This window comes from Bacillus sp. 2D03, assembly GCF_003946765.1.
GTDB classification, from domain to species: domain Bacteria; phylum Bacillota; class Bacilli; order Bacillales; family Bacillaceae_G; genus Bacillus_A; species Bacillus_A cereus.
Map to the genome: position 1 here is coordinate 162589 of NZ_RPSJ01000014.1, position 18602 is coordinate 181190.

The following is an 18602-nucleotide window of genomic DNA, read 5'->3' on the forward strand; positions in this document are numbered from 1 at the left end:
CCTTATATAAACAAGCCGACAATCATATCAATTACCTTAATTCCAATGAACGGAACGATAACTCCACCAAGCCCATAAATAAGTAAGTTTCGGCTAAGCAATGCATTAGAACTCATCGGTTTATATGCAATACCTTTCATCGCTAACGGAATGAGTAATGGAATAATAACAGCGTTAAATATTAATGCTGATAAAATCGCTGACAGTGGTGATGTTAATTTCATAATGTTCAATGCTTCCATTTGCGGAATCGCAAGTGTAAACATTGCTGGAATGATTGCAAAATATTTCGCTATATCATTCGCAATACTAAACGTCGTTAAAGCACCTCGCGTCATTAACAATTGCTTACCGATTCCTACAACCTCAATAATTTTCGTTGGATTCGAGTCTAGATCAATCATGTTGGCCGCTTCTTTCGCTGCTGTCGTACCACTGTTCATCGCTAATCCAACGTCCGCCTGTGCCAATGCTGGAGCATCATTTGTACCATCACCTGTCATTGCTACAAGTTTCCCTTTATCTTGCTCTGCTTTAATAACAGCAATTTTATCTTCCGGTTTACACTCGGCAACGAATTCATCTACTCCAGCTTCTTTTGCAATCGTTGCTGCCGTTAACGGATTATCACCTGTACACATAACCGTTTTAATCCCCATTTGGCGTAACTGTTCAAAACGCTCACGCATACCCGGTTTTACTGTATCCTTTAAATAAATTAAACCATAAATACGATTATCTACTGCAACTACAAGTGGTGTTCCACCCTCTTTTGAAATTAAGTCTGCTTTTTGATTTACATCTTTCGGAATTATTCCGCCTTGTGACTCAACCCATTCAATAACGGCACCTACAGCACCTTTTCTCACTTTTGTTCCGTCTTGTAAATCAACACCACTCATTCTCGTTTCTGCTTTAAACGGAACAAACTCACCTTGTTCTGCAAGTTCCCTATTGTATGATATAGATTTTCCCTGCACATACTCGATAACAGATCGACCTTCTGGTGTTTCATCTAAAACAGAACTAATAGCGGCCCACTTTCCAACTTGCTCAATCGTTTCATTTCCTACAGGCAATAATGTATGAGCCATCCGGTTCCCAAAAGTAATTGTACCTGTTTTATCTAAAATAATTGTATTAATATCGCCAGCAGCTTCTACTGCTTTCCCCGACATCGCTAACACGTTAAACTTTGTCACACGGTCCATCCCAGCAATACCAATTGCCGATAATAGCCCACCAATTGTCGTTGGAATTAAACAAACTAATAATGCAACTAGCACAGCAGTATCAATTTGAAACCCTAAATAATTTGTAAAAATCGGCAACGTCACAACAACGATCAAGAAAATAAGAGTTAAGCTCGTTAATACTGTATTTAAAGCAATCTCATTCGGCGTTTTTTGACGAGCAGCTCCTTCTACTAAAGAAATCATTTTGTCGATAAATGATTCACCAGGATTACTCGTAATGACAATTGTAATTTCATCACTTACGACCATCGTTCCACCTGTTACGGAACAAAAATCACCGCCTGCTTCTTTTATAACAGGAGCTGATTCCCCTGTAATTGCAGATTCATCTACAGATGCTAATCCTTTGATTACTTCGCCATCATTCGGAATCATTTCTCCTTGTTTTACGATAACAACGTCACCTTTTCTAAGATCAGTTGCTGAAACTTGGACAATGTCTCCATTTTCTTTTACTACATTTGCAAACACATCTTTCTTCGACTGCTTTAAAGAATCGGCTTGCGCTTTACCACGACCTTCTGCTAATGCTTCTGCAAAATTCGCAAATAAAACTGTAAATAATAGAATGAGAGAAACTGTTATATTAAACCAATCTGGTATACTACTAGAACTACTTGGAAGAAAAGATAAAATGAACGTAATGATAAATCCAATCTCCACAACGAACATAATCGGATTCTTTATCATGACTTTCGGATTCAATTTCGCAACGGATTGCTTCATCGCATGTGTTACGATATCACGATCCATCGTTTTCGCTTGTCTAACTTCATCTTCTACAGCATGTATTTGTGACTCATTTAATTGTTTTTCTTTTACTACTACCGGTCTCATCATTTACCCTCCATTACTTCAATGTAAGAAATTCTGCAATTGGACCGAGTACTAACATCGGGAAGAATGTTAATGCACCGACAATTACAATTGTTCCGATGAAGATGCCACCAAATAAACTATTATCTGTACGGAACGTTCCAACTGTTTCTGGCACTACCGTTTTTTCTTTCAGCGAAGCTGCCACAGCTAACATCGTAATTAAACTGAAGTAGCGTCCTAAAAACATAACTAAACCAGTCGTAATATTCCAAAACGGTGTATTATCTCCTAATCCTTCAAATCCAGATCCGTTATTTGCAGCTGACGATGTATATTCATATACAACTTGCGTTAAACCGTGGAAACCAGAATGAGAAATAGCATCCGTCCCTAAATTTGTTGAAAGAGCTAATGCCGAAAAGCCTAAAATGAGCAATGGATGAAATAAAATCGTGACCGCAATTAATTTCATTTCCTTACCTTCAATCTTTTTACCTAAAAACTCTGGTGTCCGTCCAACCATTAACCCAGATATAAACACTGCAATAATTGCATACATAATAATGTTTACAAAGCCTGCTCCAACGCCGCCATACACTGTATTTAACATCATATTTACAAGTGGAACTAGACCGCCAATTGGTGTTAACGTATCATGCATCGTATTAACAGCCCCAGTTTCAGCAGCTGTCGTTACCGTTGCGTATAGTGAAGAAAATACTGTTCCAAATCGTACTTCTTTCCCTTCTGTACTTCCTTGTACATGTTCGATACCCATTCCATTTAATGCCGGGTTCCCGTTTAGTTCAGATGTCGTAATCGTTATAAACCCTAGTAAAAATACCATAAATAGTGACACGAAAAGGATGCGACCTTGTTTTTTATTTCCTACCATTCGTCCGTACGTAAATGGAAGTGCTGTTGGTAATAACATCATAAGCATCATTTGCAAAATATTACTCATTTGTCCTGGATTTTCAAAAGGATGCGTAGAGTTTGCTCCGAAAAATCCACCGCCGTTATTTCCAAGTTCCTTAATAGAAACGAATGATGCAACAGGGCCACGTAATATACTTTGCTTTGCCCCATCAATCGTTTGTGCTGTAACCGCCCCATCTAACGTTTGCGGTACGCCAAGTGCAACAAAAACTAGTGCCGCAATAAATGCGATAGGAAGAAACACTCTCGTTAACGCTCTCGTAAAATCAACGAAAAAGTTACCAAGTTCTTTTCCAGCAAGTCCTCTTATAAAAGCCATAACGAGCGCCAATGTCGTTGCTGGTGCCGCAAACATTAAAAATGTAATCCCGATTAATTGTGATAAATAGGATAAACCATTTTCACCGCTATAATGCTGTAAGTTTGTATCAGCCATAAAACTAATCGCTGTATTAAAAGCGAGCGTAGGCTCCATCCCTTCAATATGCGCTGGATTTAGCGGCAACACACCTTGTAATCTGAAAATGAAATATACAATAACAATCATAAATCCGTTGAGTAAAACTAATGATAATGCGTACTGTTTCCACGTTTGATTGTATTCTTTTACACCCATAATTTTAAAAATAAGTTTTTCAAAAGGCCCGAATACTTTATCTAGCATTTTGCTACCTTGAAAAGCTTTTTCTAAATAAATCCCCATTGGCTTTGCTACTAAAATAAACAAGAGCATTGTAATAATGACTGCAACCCAAATCATAATGAATGATTCCCCCTAATTAAAACTTCTCTGGATTTAATAATGCATACACTAAATACACTGTAATTGCTGCGACAATAACCGATAAGACAATCATCATGATTGCTTTCCTTCTTTCACAACTTTATCTGACCAACTTGCAAGACTTGCCATTGATGCAACTAATAAAATAAAAATCCCGACCATTACAACATCTAACATAGCTATCCCTCGCTTTGTTTTTGTTAAAATTTACCATCTAAATATTAAAAAAGAACACTGAGCTCTACTCAGTGTTCAAAAAATGAACAACAAAAAGTAAACCTCCTCTCTAAACGCTTACGAGGTTAGCTGTCGGATTCGGGCCTAAAGAGTAGCCCTACTTTCAAAACTGAAAGATTCACCCCAAGTGACGATGCACAAAATTGGTTCCCCCGCTCCATTTCTGGAACTCAGCGATTTTAGGTTTTTTTGGAAATTTTATGAATGATTTATGAGAGTAAATATACTCCTCTATATTTCACTTGTAAAGGGTTAAATTACTGAAAATAATAATATTTACATTCATTTAAACGCTTACATTGAATATTATTACTATTATTTCATCTATTTTCTTTATTTCTCTTCTCTTTTCTTAAAAATGACCTTTTAAATATGAAATAAAAAGAGCGAATGAGATGAAGTGCATAGCTTGTTGCACTCAGCATTCGCTCTTTTTTATTCAACCTTTATTCTCCTCGTAAAAATGCACGTAAATTTCTCCCGCGAATATAAACTTGTGTCAATTCTGCATGTAGCTGCTCATACTCGGTAATATCCACCTCTAAATACAAAGCATCTTTTGATGGTAATATAATATACGGCCCTGGAAAAAGGGGATCGATCTGAACCAATTCTTGAACTCGCTCTACCGATACTGCCCAACGATTTGCTATATCTCCAAGTAATAATACCTTCATCATTTCTTCCCCCGCCCTATTCAAAAAATAAAAAAGAAATATTATCACAATTTGTAAACACGACAAACTTAGCTCCAATTGTTTCATAGAGCCTCGCTGGATATCGTTTATTCCTTGTAACAACAGTAATAGGTGCTTGAAAAGAAAAGCGAATGTGTTCTGTGAAAAAACTAACGATTGGAAGCTCATCCCCTAGTAAAATCACCTTCTTAATACACTCACAAATACTAGTAAAGTCCTGCTCCTTACTGCAGCTATAAGTCCAATCAAACCCACAATTCCTAACTTCAGCCGCTATCTCTTCATTTGCTGTAAAAATAATTAACTTATGTTGAAATGGTACTAGATCTCTTAAACTATCTACCTTACTTTCTTCTCCAACACAAATAAGTGTTAGTTCCATGTACCTCATCCTCCTTAGTATAAAAGAAATCAAACATAGATTGATATTCCCCTATACTAATCAGATCGATGAAGTGATGTATCCATCATGGCACCGTCCTCTCTCAAGACGCTTACGAAGTTAGCTGTCGGATTCGGACTTTGAGAGTAGCCCTACTTTCAAACTTGAAAGATTCACCCCTAGTGCCTACGCACAAATTGGTTCCTCCGCTCCATATAATTGGACTCAGCGTTTACAAAAAAATGTATTCTGGCTGATATATTACTCCTGTATTTTGAAAAAGTAAACAGAAAAAAAGCCAGTTATAAAACTGGCTTTTCACTTACCTATGCACGCGTTCTATTCACTTTATATGCAAAATGATTCGTCGGTCCATGACCACTACCAATATTCAATGGCTCTTCAATTGCTATACTAATAAATCGTTTTGCTTCTTGAACAGCATCTTCAATTGAGTATCCTTTCGCAAGTCCTGCTGTAACCGCTGAAGCAAATGTACACCCACTTCCATGCGTTTGCTTTGAAGGAATTCGCTCGCTTCTAAACTCAATAAATTTTTCTCCATCAAAGAGGAAATCAATTACTTCATTCCCTTGATATTCTGCATGTCCGCCCTTCATAAGCACATATTTAGCACCTAATTCATGCAATACTTTTGCAGCTTCCTTACTATCTTCAACATTATGAATCTCCATCCCAGTTAACACTTCTGCTTCTGGGACATTCGGTGTTATAACAGTTGCTACCGGTAATAAATATTCTTTTAATGCTTGAACTGCTTCTTGCTGTAATAATGATGCACCGCCTTTTGCAATCATAACGGGATCTAGCACAATATTATTCCAGCCAAACTTTTTAATTTGTTCTGCAACACTTTGAATTATTTCACTACTAAATAACATTCCTAGTTTCACTGCATCTGGTGTTAAATCCGTACCAATTGAATTCAGCTGTTCTGTAATACCTTCTAACGGAACAGGATATACCCCTTGAACGCCAAGCGTGTTTTGAGCAGTAATTGCCGTAATAGCCGTCATTCCGTATACACCAAGCTCTTGGAATGTTTTTAAATCTGCCTGAATTCCAGCACCGCCGCCGCTATCAGACCCTGCAATTGTTAAAGCTTTATTCACTTTCATCCCACTCATCCTTTTCTATCCAAAATAGCGATGATAAATCGTTTTTGCTTCGCTTATATCTTTCGTTCCATGTACGAGCACACGGCCATCTTTAAAGGCTACTAACCTCTTGTCTTCAACAGAAAATGATAATAAATATAGATTTATATTTAAATCATTCACGCGACCTTCCAGCAACTCTTTATATTGTTCAAAATTCATTTCATCTTTATAAGGTGGTCTAATTTGAACTGTATTTCGCCCGCATAAAACTGCTGTTTTTGATGTGTTCTCTTTATTTAAATACGGATATAATGCATTCTCTCCGCATGAAGGACAATTATGCTGGCGAAGTTTTTGCACATTCATACATGAATACTCATTCTTCCACATATCAAACGATACAAGCCCATCTCGAAGTGATTCGTAATCTTCTACTAACAGTTTAAGAGCTTCTGTTACTTGATGAGAAACGACAAGAGATACAGCAGGTGATATAATACCCGCTGTATCACATGTTGCCCCGCCAAGCGGAATCGACTGTAATAAACATGATAAACATGGTGTTTTACTAGGAAGGATTGTGTAAGAAAGACCGTAACTACCTACACATGCACCGTAAATCCATGGAATAGAATATTTTTGTGCTATATCATTCACAATAAAGCGTGTTTCAAAATTATCAGTCGCATCAATAATTACATCAACATTTGTAACAAGTTCTTCTAGCTCTTCAGCTGTTACATCTTGAACGAGAGCTTCTATTGTTACATCACTATTAATCTCTTCTAAACGTTTTTTAGCCGCTATAGCTTTTGGAAGATTATTCTTTACGTCGCTCTCTGCATACAATTGTTGTCTTTGTAAATTACTCCAATCTACATAATCACGGTCAACAATTGTTATCTTGCCAACACCTGCTCTTACAAACATCTCTGCATTTGCACTACCTAATGCACCTGCACCGATAATAAGCACATGCTTTTCTCTTATCTTTTGCTGTCCTTCTTCTCCAATTGGAGAAAATAGTTCTTGGCGAGAATATCGATTATTCAACTACGCTCATTCCTTCTAAAGGACTACTTGCAGTTGCACAACGCTTACGTGCAATACGACCTGCTTCAAATCCTAAACGGCCTGCTTCAATACTTAATTTCATTGCTTGTGCCATTTTAATAGGATCTTTTGCTCCTGATACAGCTGTATTTAATAACACTCCATCTGCTCCTAATTCCATTGCAAATGCCGCATCAGCTGGGCTACCAATACCGGCATCAACGATAACTGGTACTGTCGCTTGTTCAATAATGAAGCCCAAATTTAATGGATTTACAATACCAAGTCCTGATCCGATTGGAGATGCTCCTGGCATAATCGCATGCACGCCAAGCTCTTGTAATTTACGTGCTAATACAACATCATCAGATGTATACGGAAGTACGATAAATCCTTCTTCCAGTAACATTTCAGATGCCTTTAACGTTTCTACCGGATCAGGTAATAACGTTCTATCATCACCAATAACTTCTACCTTTATCATGTCACAAAGCCCAGAAGCTTTTGCTAATTTTGCAATACGAACAGCCTCTTCAGCATTTTTTGCTCCTGCTGTATTTGGTAATAACGTATATTTTTTCACATCAAGTTTCTCTAATAAATTAGGTTGCTTTGCATCAAAGATATCCATACGACGTACTGCAAACGTTAAAATTTCAGCTTCAGAAACGTCAATTGCCTTTTGCTGTACGTCAAAATCAGGGAATTTACCTGTTCCTAATAAAAGTCTAGAATGAAATGAAAATGGTCCAATGTTTAACATAATCAACCGCCTCCTACGAAAGTTACAATCTCAATTTGGTCTCCATCAAAAACAGATGTATCTGTATGATCATCTTTTTGTAAAATATCTTTATTACGCTCTACTACAACAATTCTGTTATCTAACTCTAAATGTGTAAGTAGCTCAGCTACTGTTTTTACACTCGCTGGCACTTCAATTTGGTTACCATTAATTTTTAAATTCAAACTTCCATCCCCTTTCTAAACTCTTCTAGAAAGCAATGAATCTAGCAAATGATTCTCTTGCTTTCCTTCTATTAAATCAGCCATATATTGGCCAGAAATAGGACTTAATAAAATACCGTTTCGATAATGGCCCGTGCAAGCATATAAACCTTTTATTTCTTCATGCTCTCCCATATAAGGAGCTTCATGATTCGATTGTGGTCGTAATCCTGCCCACGTGCTTTCCCATTCTGCTTCTTTTAAAGCTGGCAATATTGTATAAGCACGCTCTAATATAGAAGTTATACTTTCTGGCTGCACAGTTTTATTGAACGTATGTGGCTTCATTGTTGCCCCAATTACGTAACGTCCACCGCGCTTTGGAGTAATGTAAAATCTTTCTTGAAAAATAGGTGCTTTTAAAAGTTGTTTTCTACTTCTTACCGCAACCACTTCTCCTTTAACTGGATATGTACCCCAATCACGGTGAAAATAACTGAGTAACTTCGTGCTCCATGAACCTCCTGCAATAACGACTTTCTCACATGTGACAATACCTTCACTTGTAATAACTCCAGTCACTTTATTATTTTCAATACGGATATCAAATACTTCTGCCTGTTCATATATATCAGCACCGGAAATTGCCGCAGAATGTGCGAATGCTTTCGTAAGCTCTGGTGCAATAACATGACCGTCTTTCGGATAATATACTGCTCCTATAATAGATTCGGATAGATATGGCTCTTTTTCCCGCACATGGTCTCCCGTTAGAAAATAAGAATCTTCACCTGTTTTCTGCTGCCAATCCATAATGTGAAGAATTCTTTCCTTCTCATCTTCATTTTGAGCAATACGATAAATTCCTTTTTCTTCATATCCAATATCAATACCCGTCTTTTCACGTAAAACTGCTGCAAGTTGTGGAAATATAGCTCGGCTTTCTCTAGCAAGTTCAAATAGCGGATCATACACATCCCATTCTGCCTGAACACCAAGTAAACCAGCAGCTGCTTTGGAAGCTTCCGATGCAATACTTTGCTTCTCCACAATCGCTACTTTATGTCCTCTTTCTGCTAGAAAATGTGCAACTGAACTGCCAATTACACCACCACCAATAATCGCTACATCATACTTCTCACACATGTTTTTCCGCCCACTTTCTTATTGATTCCTTATAAGATTTCGCTTTGCTATACGGGTTACTACTACTTACAATTCCAGACATAACTGCTATACCACTTACACCGTTAGTAAGAACATCCACTGTGTTTTCTGGGGTAATTCCTCCAATTGCTGTAATCGGTATAGATAAACACCTTGCAATGTCTGAAATTTCTTCAAGCCCTCTCGCTGGCACACCTTTTTTACAATCTGTCGGAAATACATGGCCATAGACAAGTGAATCCGCTCCATTCTTAAATGCATCGATCGCCTCTTCTAAAGAATGCACAGAATAACCGACATGCAAATACGAAAACTTTTCTTTCACTGACTTTACATCTGTACTTCGATATCCTAGCTGCACGCGCGGAATGTTTAATAAAATAGCAATATCAATTCGGTCATTTATCACTATTTTCGATGCTGGAAAGCCTTTCCTCAAAAGACTTTCCACACCTTCATACAATTCCTTTGTACTCTTCTCACGCTCACGAATATGCAAATAATCAATCTCACTCTCAATTTGCATCGCTACATTCACTAACTCTTCGAATGGCATATGGCCATTTGAGATTACGTGGAGCTCATTTTTCATATTCATTCGCCTACTTTAAAATATTTTCGAATAGTTCATCGGCTGGGACGGTTTCTTTCGTCATTCCTTTGTCCTTCAGCCACTTATTTTGTTTCTCCCAAGATTCTTTTGAATCTGATAAGAATGGCTCATCTTTCGTTTCCATCTTCTCTAATAAAATTTTCATACTTTCCTTTTCAACTTCTGGCACAAGTGGGAAGTTTTCTTTTTCTTGATGATTTAATAAAATATTCAATGCTTCATCTGGGTTTTTCTTCATGAAATCATAGCCCTTTTTCGTACCACGTAAGAAAGCTTGCAACGCTTCTTTATCTTTTTTCAACGTTTTATCACCTGTTACAAACACAAGCTCATGGTAGTTTGGTACTCCGTAATCAGCTGGATTAAAGTACGCTGGTTCATGGCCTTCATGACGCATAACAGGTACTTCATGGTTAATGTATGCCCCTGTTACCGCATCTACTTTCTTCGTAATTAATGCTGGTACTAAATCAAAGCCAACATCAACTACTTTCACTGTATCAGGATTACCACCAGCTTCTTTTACCATCGTTTTTAAATACATCTCACTTAAAGGTGTTCCAGAGTATCCTACTGTTTTTCCTTCTAAATCTTTCGGTGATTGAATGCCCGCTGATTTCAGTGATACAACATGATTTAATGGTGAACGTACGACAGCTCCAATTGATTTCACTGGAATTTGCTCATTCGCTCTCGCCATAACAACATCTGGCTGATAATACAAGCCAACTGTCACCTTCCCTGCTGCTGCCAGCGTTAATGGATCAGTCGGATTAGAAGGGAATTTAATATTTACCTTTACACCTTCTTCTTTAAAGTATCCTTTTTCAATTGCTGCATAGATAAAGCTATGTACCGCATTTGGATACCAATCTAACATGACTGTTATTTCTTTCTCTTTTTTACTTTTGTCTGATGCTGAATTACTCGAACATCCTGCAATTATTGCAATTATTAATGTAAACACAAAGATGCGCTTTAAAAATTTCATGAATACTTCCTCCAACTAATGAATTTCTTTTCTAATATGGAAATAATTACGACGAAGAAAATAGCTAATAATGATAACAATACAATAGGTGCAAATACGCCAGCTCCATCTAACTGCGTCATCATTCTCTTACTGAAATATCCAAGCCCAGCTTGTGCACCGAGCCATTCTCCAATTGCTGCTCCGATAACACTAAGCGGAACTGCAATTTTTAAAGCTGAGAAAAAATAAGGAAGAGCAGATGGCAACTTTAATTTAAGAAAAATATCTCTTTTTGTTGCTCCATATGTAACTAAGAGCTCCTCCCATTCTTTTTTCGTACTACGCAGTCCATCATACGTATTGACCGCAATTGGGAAAAACGTAATTAAAACTGTGACAACAACCTTACTCCAAATTGTGTATCCAAACCATAAAACAAATAGCGGAGCAAGCGCAGTAATCGGAATCGTTTGTGAAGCAACTAATAATGGATAAAACGCTCTCTCCATCCATGTACTCGCATTCATTAACATCGCTAGCCCTACACCTAATACGATAGAGATAACAACACCTATTAAAACGACGTATAACGTTGCAGGTAAATGAACTGTAAATAATATGTCTTTTAGTTTCCATATCTTCATTACAATCGCAGAAGGTGACGGTAAAATGTACATCTCATCTACAATTCTTGCTCCTATTTCCCACACAGCTAGTAAAATACTAGAAAGTGTAATAGCAGGAACTAATTCTTTCAATCGGTTCATCACACAAGTACCTGCCTTTGTAACATACTAAGAAGCTCATCTTTCAGCGCTAATACTTCCGGTTTATATAAATCTTTTCGTGTTCTGTTATGATCAAGCGGTACAGTCCGCTCAGTCAAAGTCGTTATCGGCTGCTGTTCCACTACTAAAACTCGGTTTGAAAGAAATAACGCTTCTTCAACATCATGAGTAATGAATAAAATTGTTTTTTCCCACTCTTGCCATTGTTCGAACAACCATTCTTGCAAAGAGGTCTTCGTTAAAGCATCCAACGCACTAAATGGTTCATCTAACAGCAATATTTCCCCGCCTGTTAATAAAGTTCGAATAAAAGATACACGTTGTCTCATACCACCAGATAAATCTTTCGGATATTTTTTCTCATACCCTTGCAAACCAAATTTATGTAACAGTTCCTTTGCCTTTACTTGTGCTTCTTTCTTCTGTACACCTTGGCACTCTAGCGGCAGGGCAGCATTCTCAATAATTGTTCTCCACGGCAAAAGCATATCTTTTTGCGGCATATATCCTACAGGATGGTGCTTTGTTTCTGTCAGTTCTATCTGTCCAGTACTTACCTTTTCTAGACCTGTAATAAGGCGAAATAAAGTACTTTTCCCACATCCACTCGGTCCGATAATACTGACAAACTCTTTCTCATGTATAGAAGCATTTAATTCATGGATGATTGGTTTCTCATCGTAATGAAAAGAAACATTATGAAACTGTAGTATGTTCTTGCTCCTCAAATCCCCACATCTCCTTACGATAGGACATATCCCAGAATAAATATTCAAATCGACTGGAATATAAGAAAATCTCCTCTAATCTTTCTAGTTCTGTCTCAGACTTTCCAACTGCCATTTTATTTAATAAATCTATTAACCAAATACAAAGATTACCGTATTCTTCCGAACTATATCCTTGAATCCACTCACCAAAAAACTCATGATCTCTTGCTCCAGGAATATCATTTAAACGCTTTCCAATTTCCCAATAGCTCCACATACATGGAAGAAGCGCTGCTATTAATTCCGCAAGTGTGCCATTTTGAGATACAGACATCATGTAATTTGTATAAGCTAAATTTTTAGCAGATGGTTTCGCAGACTCTATCTCCTCTATAGAAATTCCAAGTCTTTTTGCATATTGTTTATGGATTGTCATTTCGCCATTTAATATTCCATCAATTTGTTCAGCGAACTTTCCCATTACTTGTGGATTCGTTGCTTTTACAACACCAATCGCATATAACTTTGCATAATCTAGCAGATATAAATAATCTTGAATAATATAATACTGGAATTTATCTTTTTCTAACGTGCCATCTCCCATACCCACTACAAACGGATGATTATGACTCATCTCCCAAACCGGTTGCACAGTTTCTAATAATCTATCGCAAAATTTCATTTCTCTATCCCCTTTCAATATATGTATCTAAATAAAAAACCACTTCTATATATAAGAAGTGGTTACAGCAAATAAAGTTATACATTTATTCGATGTTCCACTTCCCTTCGCTAGTATTACCTAGATCAGGTGTTGTAAGGGTTAAGGATTATTCCTCTCTCAGCAAATCAAGCACCCCTAGTGGTTTCAATATGAAATTTTCAAATAAAAAAGCCCCGTTTCTATACGCAAAGAAACGGGGACTCATTGTTAGTGTCCGAATTGCTTCCCTACGCTAGCATAATCTAGATCAGGTAATAAAAAGGATCAAAGGCTTACGGCCTACTCTCAGCTGGCAACACCAGCTCTCCTAGCAAACTATAAAATTATCACTGTCAGTATAACACCCTAATAAGACATCATCAACTTTTTTAATTTTCTTAATTATCAACAAAATATCAAAGTTATACAATACATACATTCTATTTTAGAAAATAAAACCCCAATTAATTGTATAAAAAGGAATCATTATCCTCAAAAAATTTATTTTTATATTGATTTCATATTACATTTATGTGAATACACCCACTATATTATATCTTTATACTATAATAAAATTACAACTATACAACTAGAGGAGGTCTCTATTCCATGAATATGAAAGCTGCTGCTTTAACAGCAACTACTGTAGCGATTGCTTCTTTACTTCCTTCTATGGGTGAAACAAATGTACAAAAAGCAAACGCTGAACAATTATCTAATATTAAAACTGGGTATGTCAAAGTCGATCAAGTAGCATTACATACAGAAGATAACGTAAAAAGCACATCAATTGATACAATTCGCTTTAATACAAAAGTGAACATCCTTGAAACAACTAATGAGTGGTATAAAGTATCTGTTCATAATAAAGTAGGTTATGTACAAAAAGATGCTATTTTACTAAAAAACAAACTTCATTCTAATGATCAATACATCGTTAATGCTAATGCATTAAACGTTCGCTCTGAACCTAATTTAGAATCTTCCATTTTAGATGTATTACCAAATGGCAAGTTTATTACCGTTCAAGAAGATCAAGGCGAATGGTATAAAATATCGCATAATGGCCAAACAGGTTACGTACAAAAAGCATTCATCTCTAATGGTTCACAACCCTTAGTAAAAGGAATCACCGTTCAAAATAATACAAAATATACTGTTGCAACACCTAATCTAAATGTACGTAGCAACGCTAGTACAAGTAGCGCTCTACTCGGTTCATTACAAAACGGTACACAAGTACAAGTAGTAGAAACTGTAGGAACTTGGTATAAAATTCGTTTTGGCACAGGATACGGATATGTAGCAAAACACTATGTAGTACAAAATCAACCACAAGCTAAAACAGATCAACCTTCATCAATTCCAGCTGCTTTCAAATTCCCTGCTCAAGGAAGAATTAGCTCAACCTTTGATATACGCTGGGAACAAATGCATTATGGTATAGATATTGCCGCTCCAGGAAACGTCTCTATCCAAGCTGCTGCTGCAGGTAAAGTTGTGAAATCTTATTATTCAGCTAGCTATGGCAATGTTGTTTTCATTGCGCATCAAATCAATGGGAAATTATATACAACTGTTTATGCTCATATGAAGGATCGCACTGTACAAGCTGGTGATCAAGTACAAACTGGACAATTAATAGGTCATATGGGAAACACAGGTCATTCATACGGGCAACATCTTCATTTTGAATTACATAATGGAGAATGGAATTTTGAAAAAACAAATGCAGTAAATCCACTGCCATATTTAGTTAGGTAAATTGTATGCCACGCAATATACCTCTTATAATTGAATACGTAGCCTTTTTAGGTTTAATCTGCTGTTTAATCATTTACAATACAAACATTGTATTTTTATCTATTATTATTGCTTTTGTTGCATTAGAAATTATGATGGAATCATTTCAAGTGCAACTAAAACAAAAAATTGCCCATATTTATAATGCTATTTTTCTTTTGAGTGCTCTCATAACAAATATAATTAGTAATGGCTTTTATTTATCTACTGTATTTCCAGTATTCTTTATGGCTGTTTTATTATTTGTAGCTAGATATATTAATGTCCCTTATAAACAAAAACAAGAACAAGAAGCTTAGAAAGAGGAGACACTGTGTACCAATCTTTCAAAGATACTCCAATAAAATACATATTGAATTTGTATAAGAAAGCCAATACTTTTTTTGGTATACAAGGAAGTTATACTGAACAACTTCTCCTATATGGAATGTTGTTTCTTGTCTTAATCACTTTCTCCTTGTTTTACTAACAAAAAAGGATCTCACATAAACTGGAGATCCTTTTTAATTTATATTAATTTTTCATATCGGAAATATTGTTTATCCACAAGCATATTTTTCATAAATAAAGCTCAGATTATATTTTTTCTCTAAGCTCATTCTTTGTTCGTCATCGCACCAATAGAAAAGAATATCATGAATCGTTGCGTAACGCTTATTTTTAAGAAATAGCCTAAAGAATGATGGTAAACAATCATGTAATTGTATAAATATATAATTGCGTAGTATTTCTTCTTTATATTCAATGCCCTTACAAATATACAGTAATTCTTCACAATAATATGCATGCTGTGGAACTTGTATCATTTCGAAAAATGGCACATAAGATAGTAGCTTTCCAATAAAATGACCGTATCGATCCATTACTCCTATCGTCATATGCTCCATCATTTCTTTCATCACATATAAATAATCATCTACATGCGTTGTCTTTAATGGGTCTAAGCGATCGGAAATTTGAGATAATACAGCTCTTTGACATGCTAAAACTGCCTGACTAGGTCCATAATATGATAGGAAATCTGTACACTTACGATATTTCCGTAATAAATCATGTGTATACAAATCATATACAAAAGTATTACAATACATTGCTAAACTCATCATATCACTATTTAATTGCTCTTTTGATAATGATTTCGCTCTCTTGCACATATAAAAGAATGTAAATTCCAATACTTCTTTATGAGATAATAAATGTTTACAATCGGTTATACACTTCTCATTAAATTTAACTCTATCCCAAATTTCAATATCCCTATCTGTCAATTCACCTATACGATATTTAATAATTAAATAATTTAAAGCAACTGATTGTGTCAAAAGATCCCATGTTTCATATTCCAATGAAGTATGAACAAACTCAGCTAATCCTTGCGCTATCATAAAATCATTTGCCTCTTCATACCAACCAATCTCTTGGCATAAGCGAAGAATACGCACTAAAGTTGGAATTTCATCTTTATGAAACTGCGGTAATTTCTTTGCTTTATTCATGCCATATACGATAAATGCCGCTAAATTTTCTTCTTTATAAAATTCTTTTTCTTTCCATACTAATATAGTTCGTTCTTTCCCCTCACCTTTTGGGTGACAAGGTACAAGCAAAGAAAATAATTCAGCGAAATTATTTGGTTCTATATATGTATCTGTAACCAAATTCCAATTTGGATCGCCCTGTACAGCCTTCATATAATTCCCCTTCCCTTTTCATCTATGTAGGAAATATTAATTTATTATCGCACCACTAAAAATTAATATTGTTATATTCAAAATCCCTCATAATACTTATATCTATCAGTATATCATCTTTTCTCTTATTAAAAATGAAGAATAACAAATTAAAAAAAACTGTCGAAATTATTAACCGTATCCTTATTATATAATGTCTCAGATACATCACGCTAACATATTAGTTTAATCCATATATGCTAGAATAATGTATCTGAACTTTATATATAATTTAGCTCTTTATGAGTGACCATTAGACTCTCGGTTAATTAAAGTTTCAATTTACTCTGTATGCTCTGAGATTTCGCTCAAGGCAAATCCAGCTTGATCATCTGCTGATTCCCTTATAGCTAAATCTCCTAGTGCTAACATGCCAATAAGTTGACCACTATCAACTACTGGTAATCGTCTAATTTGATGCTGTGCCATTAGCTCTGTAGCTTTTTCAATAGAATCATTTGGAGAAACTGAGATAATATTTGTTGTCATTACATTTGTAATTTTATTAGATCCAGGATGTTTTTCAGCAATCCCTCGAACGACTAAATCACGATCAGTAACAAGCCCAACAACTTGCTCATTTTCAACAACAGGAATTAATCCAACTGATTCTTCCTTCATTTTAACAGCTGCCTCATATACATTGTCTAGCGGTGTACAATGTACAATATGGGTACTCATTAAGTCTCTAACTCGTGTCATTATGATTTCCTCCTTTTTATACATACCATAGCTTTTCCAAAATTCCTTTATTTATTTCTGGAAAGTAACGTAATAAAAAGGATTAACAAAATAAAAAAGAGTCAGCATAATGCTGACTCTTTTTTGTATGACCCGTACGGGATTCGAACCCGTGTTACCGCCGTGAAAGGGCGGTGTCTTAACCACTTGACCAACGGGCCATGGCTCCGCAGGTAGGACTCGAACCTACGACCGATCGGTTAACAGCCGATAGCTCTACCACTGAGCTACTGCGGAATAATATATGGTGGGCCTAAATGGACTCGAACCATCGACCTCACGCTTATCAGGCGTGCGCTCTAACCAGCTGAGCTATAGGCCCATATACTTTACAGGGGCAGTAGGAATCGAACCCACACTGGAGGTTTTGGAGACCTCAGTTCTACCTTTAAACTATGCCCCTAAATGATGCCGGCTAGAGGACTTGAACCCCCAACCTACTGATTACAAGTCAGTTGCTCTACCAATTGAGCTAAGCCGGCATAAAAAAATGGTGGCTCGGGACGGAATCGAACCGCCGACACGAGGATTTTCAGTCCTCTGCTCTACCGACTGAGCTACCGAGCCAACATAAATGGCGGTCCCGACCGGGGTCGAACCGGCGATCTCCTGCGTGACAGGCAGGCATGTTAACCACTACACCACGGGACCATTTGGTTGCGGGGACAGGATTTGAACCTGCGACCTTCGGGTTATGAGCCCGACGAGCTACCGTGCTGCTCCACCCCGCGACAATATAAATTTTTAAAAAATGGAGGAGGTAGAGGGATTCGAACCCCCGCGCGACTCTCGCCGCCTGTCGGTTTTCAAGACCGATCCCTTCAGCCGAACTTGGGTATACCTCCATGAAGGAAAAAATAAATATTTTATTATTATATGTCTAAACCATTAAAGAAAAAATGGAGGAGGTAGAGGGATTCGAACCCCCGCGCGATTCTCACCGCCTGTCGGTTTTCAAGACCGATCCCTTCAGCCGAACTTGGGTATACCTCCGAGACATATATTAAATAAAGTGGAGCCTAGCGGGATCGAACCGCTGACCTCCTGCGTGCAAGGCAGGCGCTCTCCCAGCTGAGCTAAGGCCCCATGTTTTTTGGGAATATCGGGAAGACAGGATTTGAACCTGCGACCCCCTGG

Annotated in this window: 20 protein-coding genes, 11 tRNA genes and 4 riboswitches; of the genes, 2 read left to right on the top strand and 29 right to left on the bottom strand. The window is 36.8% G+C overall.

Annotated features, from left to right (window positions below; translation table 11 throughout):
- Positions 1-2 precede the first annotated feature (2 nt).
- The 16 genes from kdpB to tenA form a co-directional block, all read right to left on the bottom strand.
- Positions 3-2093, bottom strand: a complete 2091-nt coding sequence (kdpB, locus tag EBQ15_RS26025) for a potassium-transporting ATPase subunit KdpB (RefSeq protein WP_001247997.1) — start codon at positions 2091-2093, stop codon at positions 3-5.
- 13 nt (positions 2094-2106) lie between these two features.
- Positions 2107-3774, bottom strand: a complete 1668-nt coding sequence (gene kdpA, locus EBQ15_RS26030) for a potassium-transporting ATPase subunit KdpA (protein ID WP_000638317.1) — start codon at positions 3772-3774, stop codon at positions 2107-2109.
- 19 nt (positions 3775-3793) lie between these two features.
- Positions 3794-3874 carry a K(+)-transporting ATPase subunit F gene (gene kdpF, locus EBQ15_RS26035; RefSeq protein ID WP_000973728.1) on the bottom strand — a complete coding sequence of 27 codons (81 nt, stop codon included), beginning with the start codon at positions 3872-3874 and terminating at the stop codon, positions 3794-3796.
- Positions 3871-3975: a SipW-dependent-type signal peptide-containing protein gene (locus EBQ15_RS26040; protein WP_000887894.1), complete on the bottom strand. Its 105-nt coding sequence runs from the start codon at positions 3973-3975 to the stop codon at positions 3871-3873. Before EBQ15_RS26040 ends, kdpF begins: the two co-directional genes overlap by 4 nt.
- Before the next feature lie 100 nt (positions 3976-4075).
- Positions 4076-4221: riboswitch (cyclic di-AMP (ydaO/yuaA leader) on the bottom strand.
- A 260-nt stretch (positions 4222-4481) separates the two neighbouring features.
- Positions 4482-4715 (bottom strand): hypothetical protein, encoded by a 234-nt coding sequence (locus EBQ15_RS26045; protein WP_001985933.1) that lies wholly within the window; start codon positions 4713-4715, stop codon positions 4482-4484.
- A gap of 13 nt (positions 4716-4728) precedes the next feature.
- Positions 4729-5115 (bottom strand): hypothetical protein, encoded by a 387-nt coding sequence (locus EBQ15_RS26050; protein ID WP_000424066.1) that lies wholly within the window; start codon positions 5113-5115, stop codon positions 4729-4731.
- A 93-nt stretch (positions 5116-5208) separates the two neighbouring features.
- Positions 5209-5356, bottom strand: a riboswitch (cyclic di-AMP (ydaO/yuaA leader).
- 85 nt (positions 5357-5441) lie between these two features.
- A complete protein-coding gene (thiD, locus tag EBQ15_RS26055) occupies positions 5442-6254 on the bottom strand; it encodes a bifunctional hydroxymethylpyrimidine kinase/phosphomethylpyrimidine kinase (protein WP_000867385.1) in 813 nt (270 codons plus the stop codon).
- 15 nt (positions 6255-6269) lie between these two features.
- Entirely contained in the window at positions 6270-7289 is a 1020-nt protein-coding gene (gene thiF, locus EBQ15_RS26060) for a thiazole biosynthesis adenylyltransferase ThiF (protein WP_001065423.1), read from the bottom strand.
- Entirely contained in the window at positions 7282-8052 is a 771-nt protein-coding gene (gene thiG / locus EBQ15_RS26065; protein WP_000931980.1) for a thiazole synthase, read from the bottom strand. The genes thiF and thiG overlap by 8 nt, the downstream gene beginning before the upstream one ends.
- A gap of 2 nt (positions 8053-8054) precedes the next feature.
- Positions 8055-8258, bottom strand: coding sequence for a sulfur carrier protein ThiS (gene thiS, locus EBQ15_RS26070; protein ID WP_001049502.1), 204 nt, complete (start codon positions 8256-8258; stop codon positions 8055-8057).
- Between the two features lie 15 nt (positions 8259-8273).
- Positions 8274-9383, bottom strand: a complete 1110-nt coding sequence (thiO, locus tag EBQ15_RS26075) for a glycine oxidase ThiO (RefSeq protein ID WP_000333315.1) — start codon at positions 9381-9383, stop codon at positions 8274-8276.
- Positions 9376-9996 (bottom strand): thiazole tautomerase TenI, encoded by a 621-nt coding sequence (gene tenI, locus EBQ15_RS26080; protein WP_000787172.1) that lies wholly within the window; start codon positions 9994-9996, stop codon positions 9376-9378. Before tenI ends, thiO begins: the two co-directional genes overlap by 8 nt.
- Before the next feature lie 10 nt (positions 9997-10006).
- Positions 10007-11008, bottom strand: a complete 1002-nt coding sequence (locus EBQ15_RS26085) for an ABC transporter substrate-binding protein (RefSeq protein WP_000670412.1) — start codon at positions 11006-11008, stop codon at positions 10007-10009.
- Positions 11005-11757: an ABC transporter permease gene (locus tag EBQ15_RS26090; protein WP_001080856.1), complete on the bottom strand. Its 753-nt coding sequence runs from the start codon at positions 11755-11757 to the stop codon at positions 11005-11007. The genes EBQ15_RS26085 and EBQ15_RS26090 overlap by 4 nt, the downstream gene beginning before the upstream one ends.
- Entirely contained in the window at positions 11757-12506 is a 750-nt protein-coding gene (locus tag EBQ15_RS26095; protein WP_001256793.1) for an ABC transporter ATP-binding protein, read from the bottom strand. Before EBQ15_RS26095 ends, EBQ15_RS26090 begins: the two co-directional genes overlap by 1 nt.
- Positions 12475-13170, bottom strand: a complete 696-nt coding sequence (gene tenA, locus EBQ15_RS26100) for a thiaminase II (protein WP_000666830.1) — start codon at positions 13168-13170, stop codon at positions 12475-12477. The genes EBQ15_RS26095 and tenA overlap by 32 nt, the downstream gene beginning before the upstream one ends.
- Positions 13171-13255: 85 nt before the next feature.
- Positions 13256-13359: riboswitch (TPP riboswitch) on the bottom strand.
- Positions 13360-13419: 60 nt separating this feature from the next.
- Positions 13420-13531: riboswitch (TPP riboswitch) on the bottom strand.
- Positions 13532-13800: 269 nt separating this feature from the next.
- Between tenA and EBQ15_RS26105 the strand changes: the two genes are divergently transcribed.
- Positions 13801-14955, top strand: coding sequence for an SH3 domain-containing protein (locus EBQ15_RS26105; protein WP_001056015.1), 1155 nt, complete (start codon positions 13801-13803; stop codon positions 14953-14955).
- Positions 14956-14960: 5 nt separating this feature from the next.
- Positions 14961-15293, top strand: coding sequence for a hypothetical protein (locus tag EBQ15_RS26110; RefSeq protein ID WP_001137821.1), 333 nt, complete (start codon positions 14961-14963; stop codon positions 15291-15293).
- A gap of 240 nt (positions 15294-15533) precedes the next feature.
- On the opposite strand, the gene EBQ15_RS26115 is transcribed toward EBQ15_RS26110, so the two are convergent.
- The 13 genes from EBQ15_RS26115 to EBQ15_RS26175 form a co-directional block, all read right to left on the bottom strand.
- Positions 15534-16685: a DUF3965 domain-containing protein gene (locus EBQ15_RS26115; RefSeq protein WP_000648911.1), complete on the bottom strand. Its 1152-nt coding sequence runs from the start codon at positions 16683-16685 to the stop codon at positions 15534-15536.
- 321 nt (positions 16686-17006) lie between these two features.
- On the bottom strand, positions 17007-17426 hold the full coding sequence (locus EBQ15_RS26120; protein ID WP_000199010.1) for a CBS domain-containing protein: 420 nt from the start codon (positions 17424-17426) through the stop codon (positions 17007-17009).
- A 128-nt stretch (positions 17427-17554) separates the two neighbouring features.
- Positions 17555-17626 (bottom strand) — tRNA-Glu (locus EBQ15_RS26125).
- A 1-nt stretch (position 17627) separates the two neighbouring features.
- Positions 17628-17702: transfer RNA gene (locus EBQ15_RS26130), tRNA-Asn, on the bottom strand.
- Between the two features lie 8 nt (positions 17703-17710).
- A tRNA-Ile gene (locus EBQ15_RS26135) sits at positions 17711-17787 on the bottom strand.
- Between the two features lie 10 nt (positions 17788-17797).
- Positions 17798-17868, bottom strand: a tRNA-Trp gene (locus EBQ15_RS26140).
- A 6-nt stretch (positions 17869-17874) separates the two neighbouring features.
- Positions 17875-17947: transfer RNA gene (locus tag EBQ15_RS26145), tRNA-Thr, on the bottom strand.
- Between the two features lie 9 nt (positions 17948-17956).
- Positions 17957-18032, bottom strand: a tRNA-Phe gene (locus tag EBQ15_RS26150).
- Positions 18033-18040: 8 nt separating this feature from the next.
- A tRNA-Asp gene (locus EBQ15_RS26155) sits at positions 18041-18116 on the bottom strand.
- Between the two features lie 3 nt (positions 18117-18119).
- A tRNA-Met gene (locus EBQ15_RS26160) sits at positions 18120-18196 on the bottom strand.
- A 21-nt stretch (positions 18197-18217) separates the two neighbouring features.
- A tRNA-Ser gene (locus EBQ15_RS26165) sits at positions 18218-18310 on the bottom strand.
- Between the two features lie 55 nt (positions 18311-18365).
- Positions 18366-18458 (bottom strand) — tRNA-Ser (locus EBQ15_RS26170).
- Between the two features lie 20 nt (positions 18459-18478).
- Positions 18479-18551, bottom strand: a tRNA-Ala gene (locus tag EBQ15_RS26175).
- Positions 18552-18602: the final 51 nt, after the last annotated feature.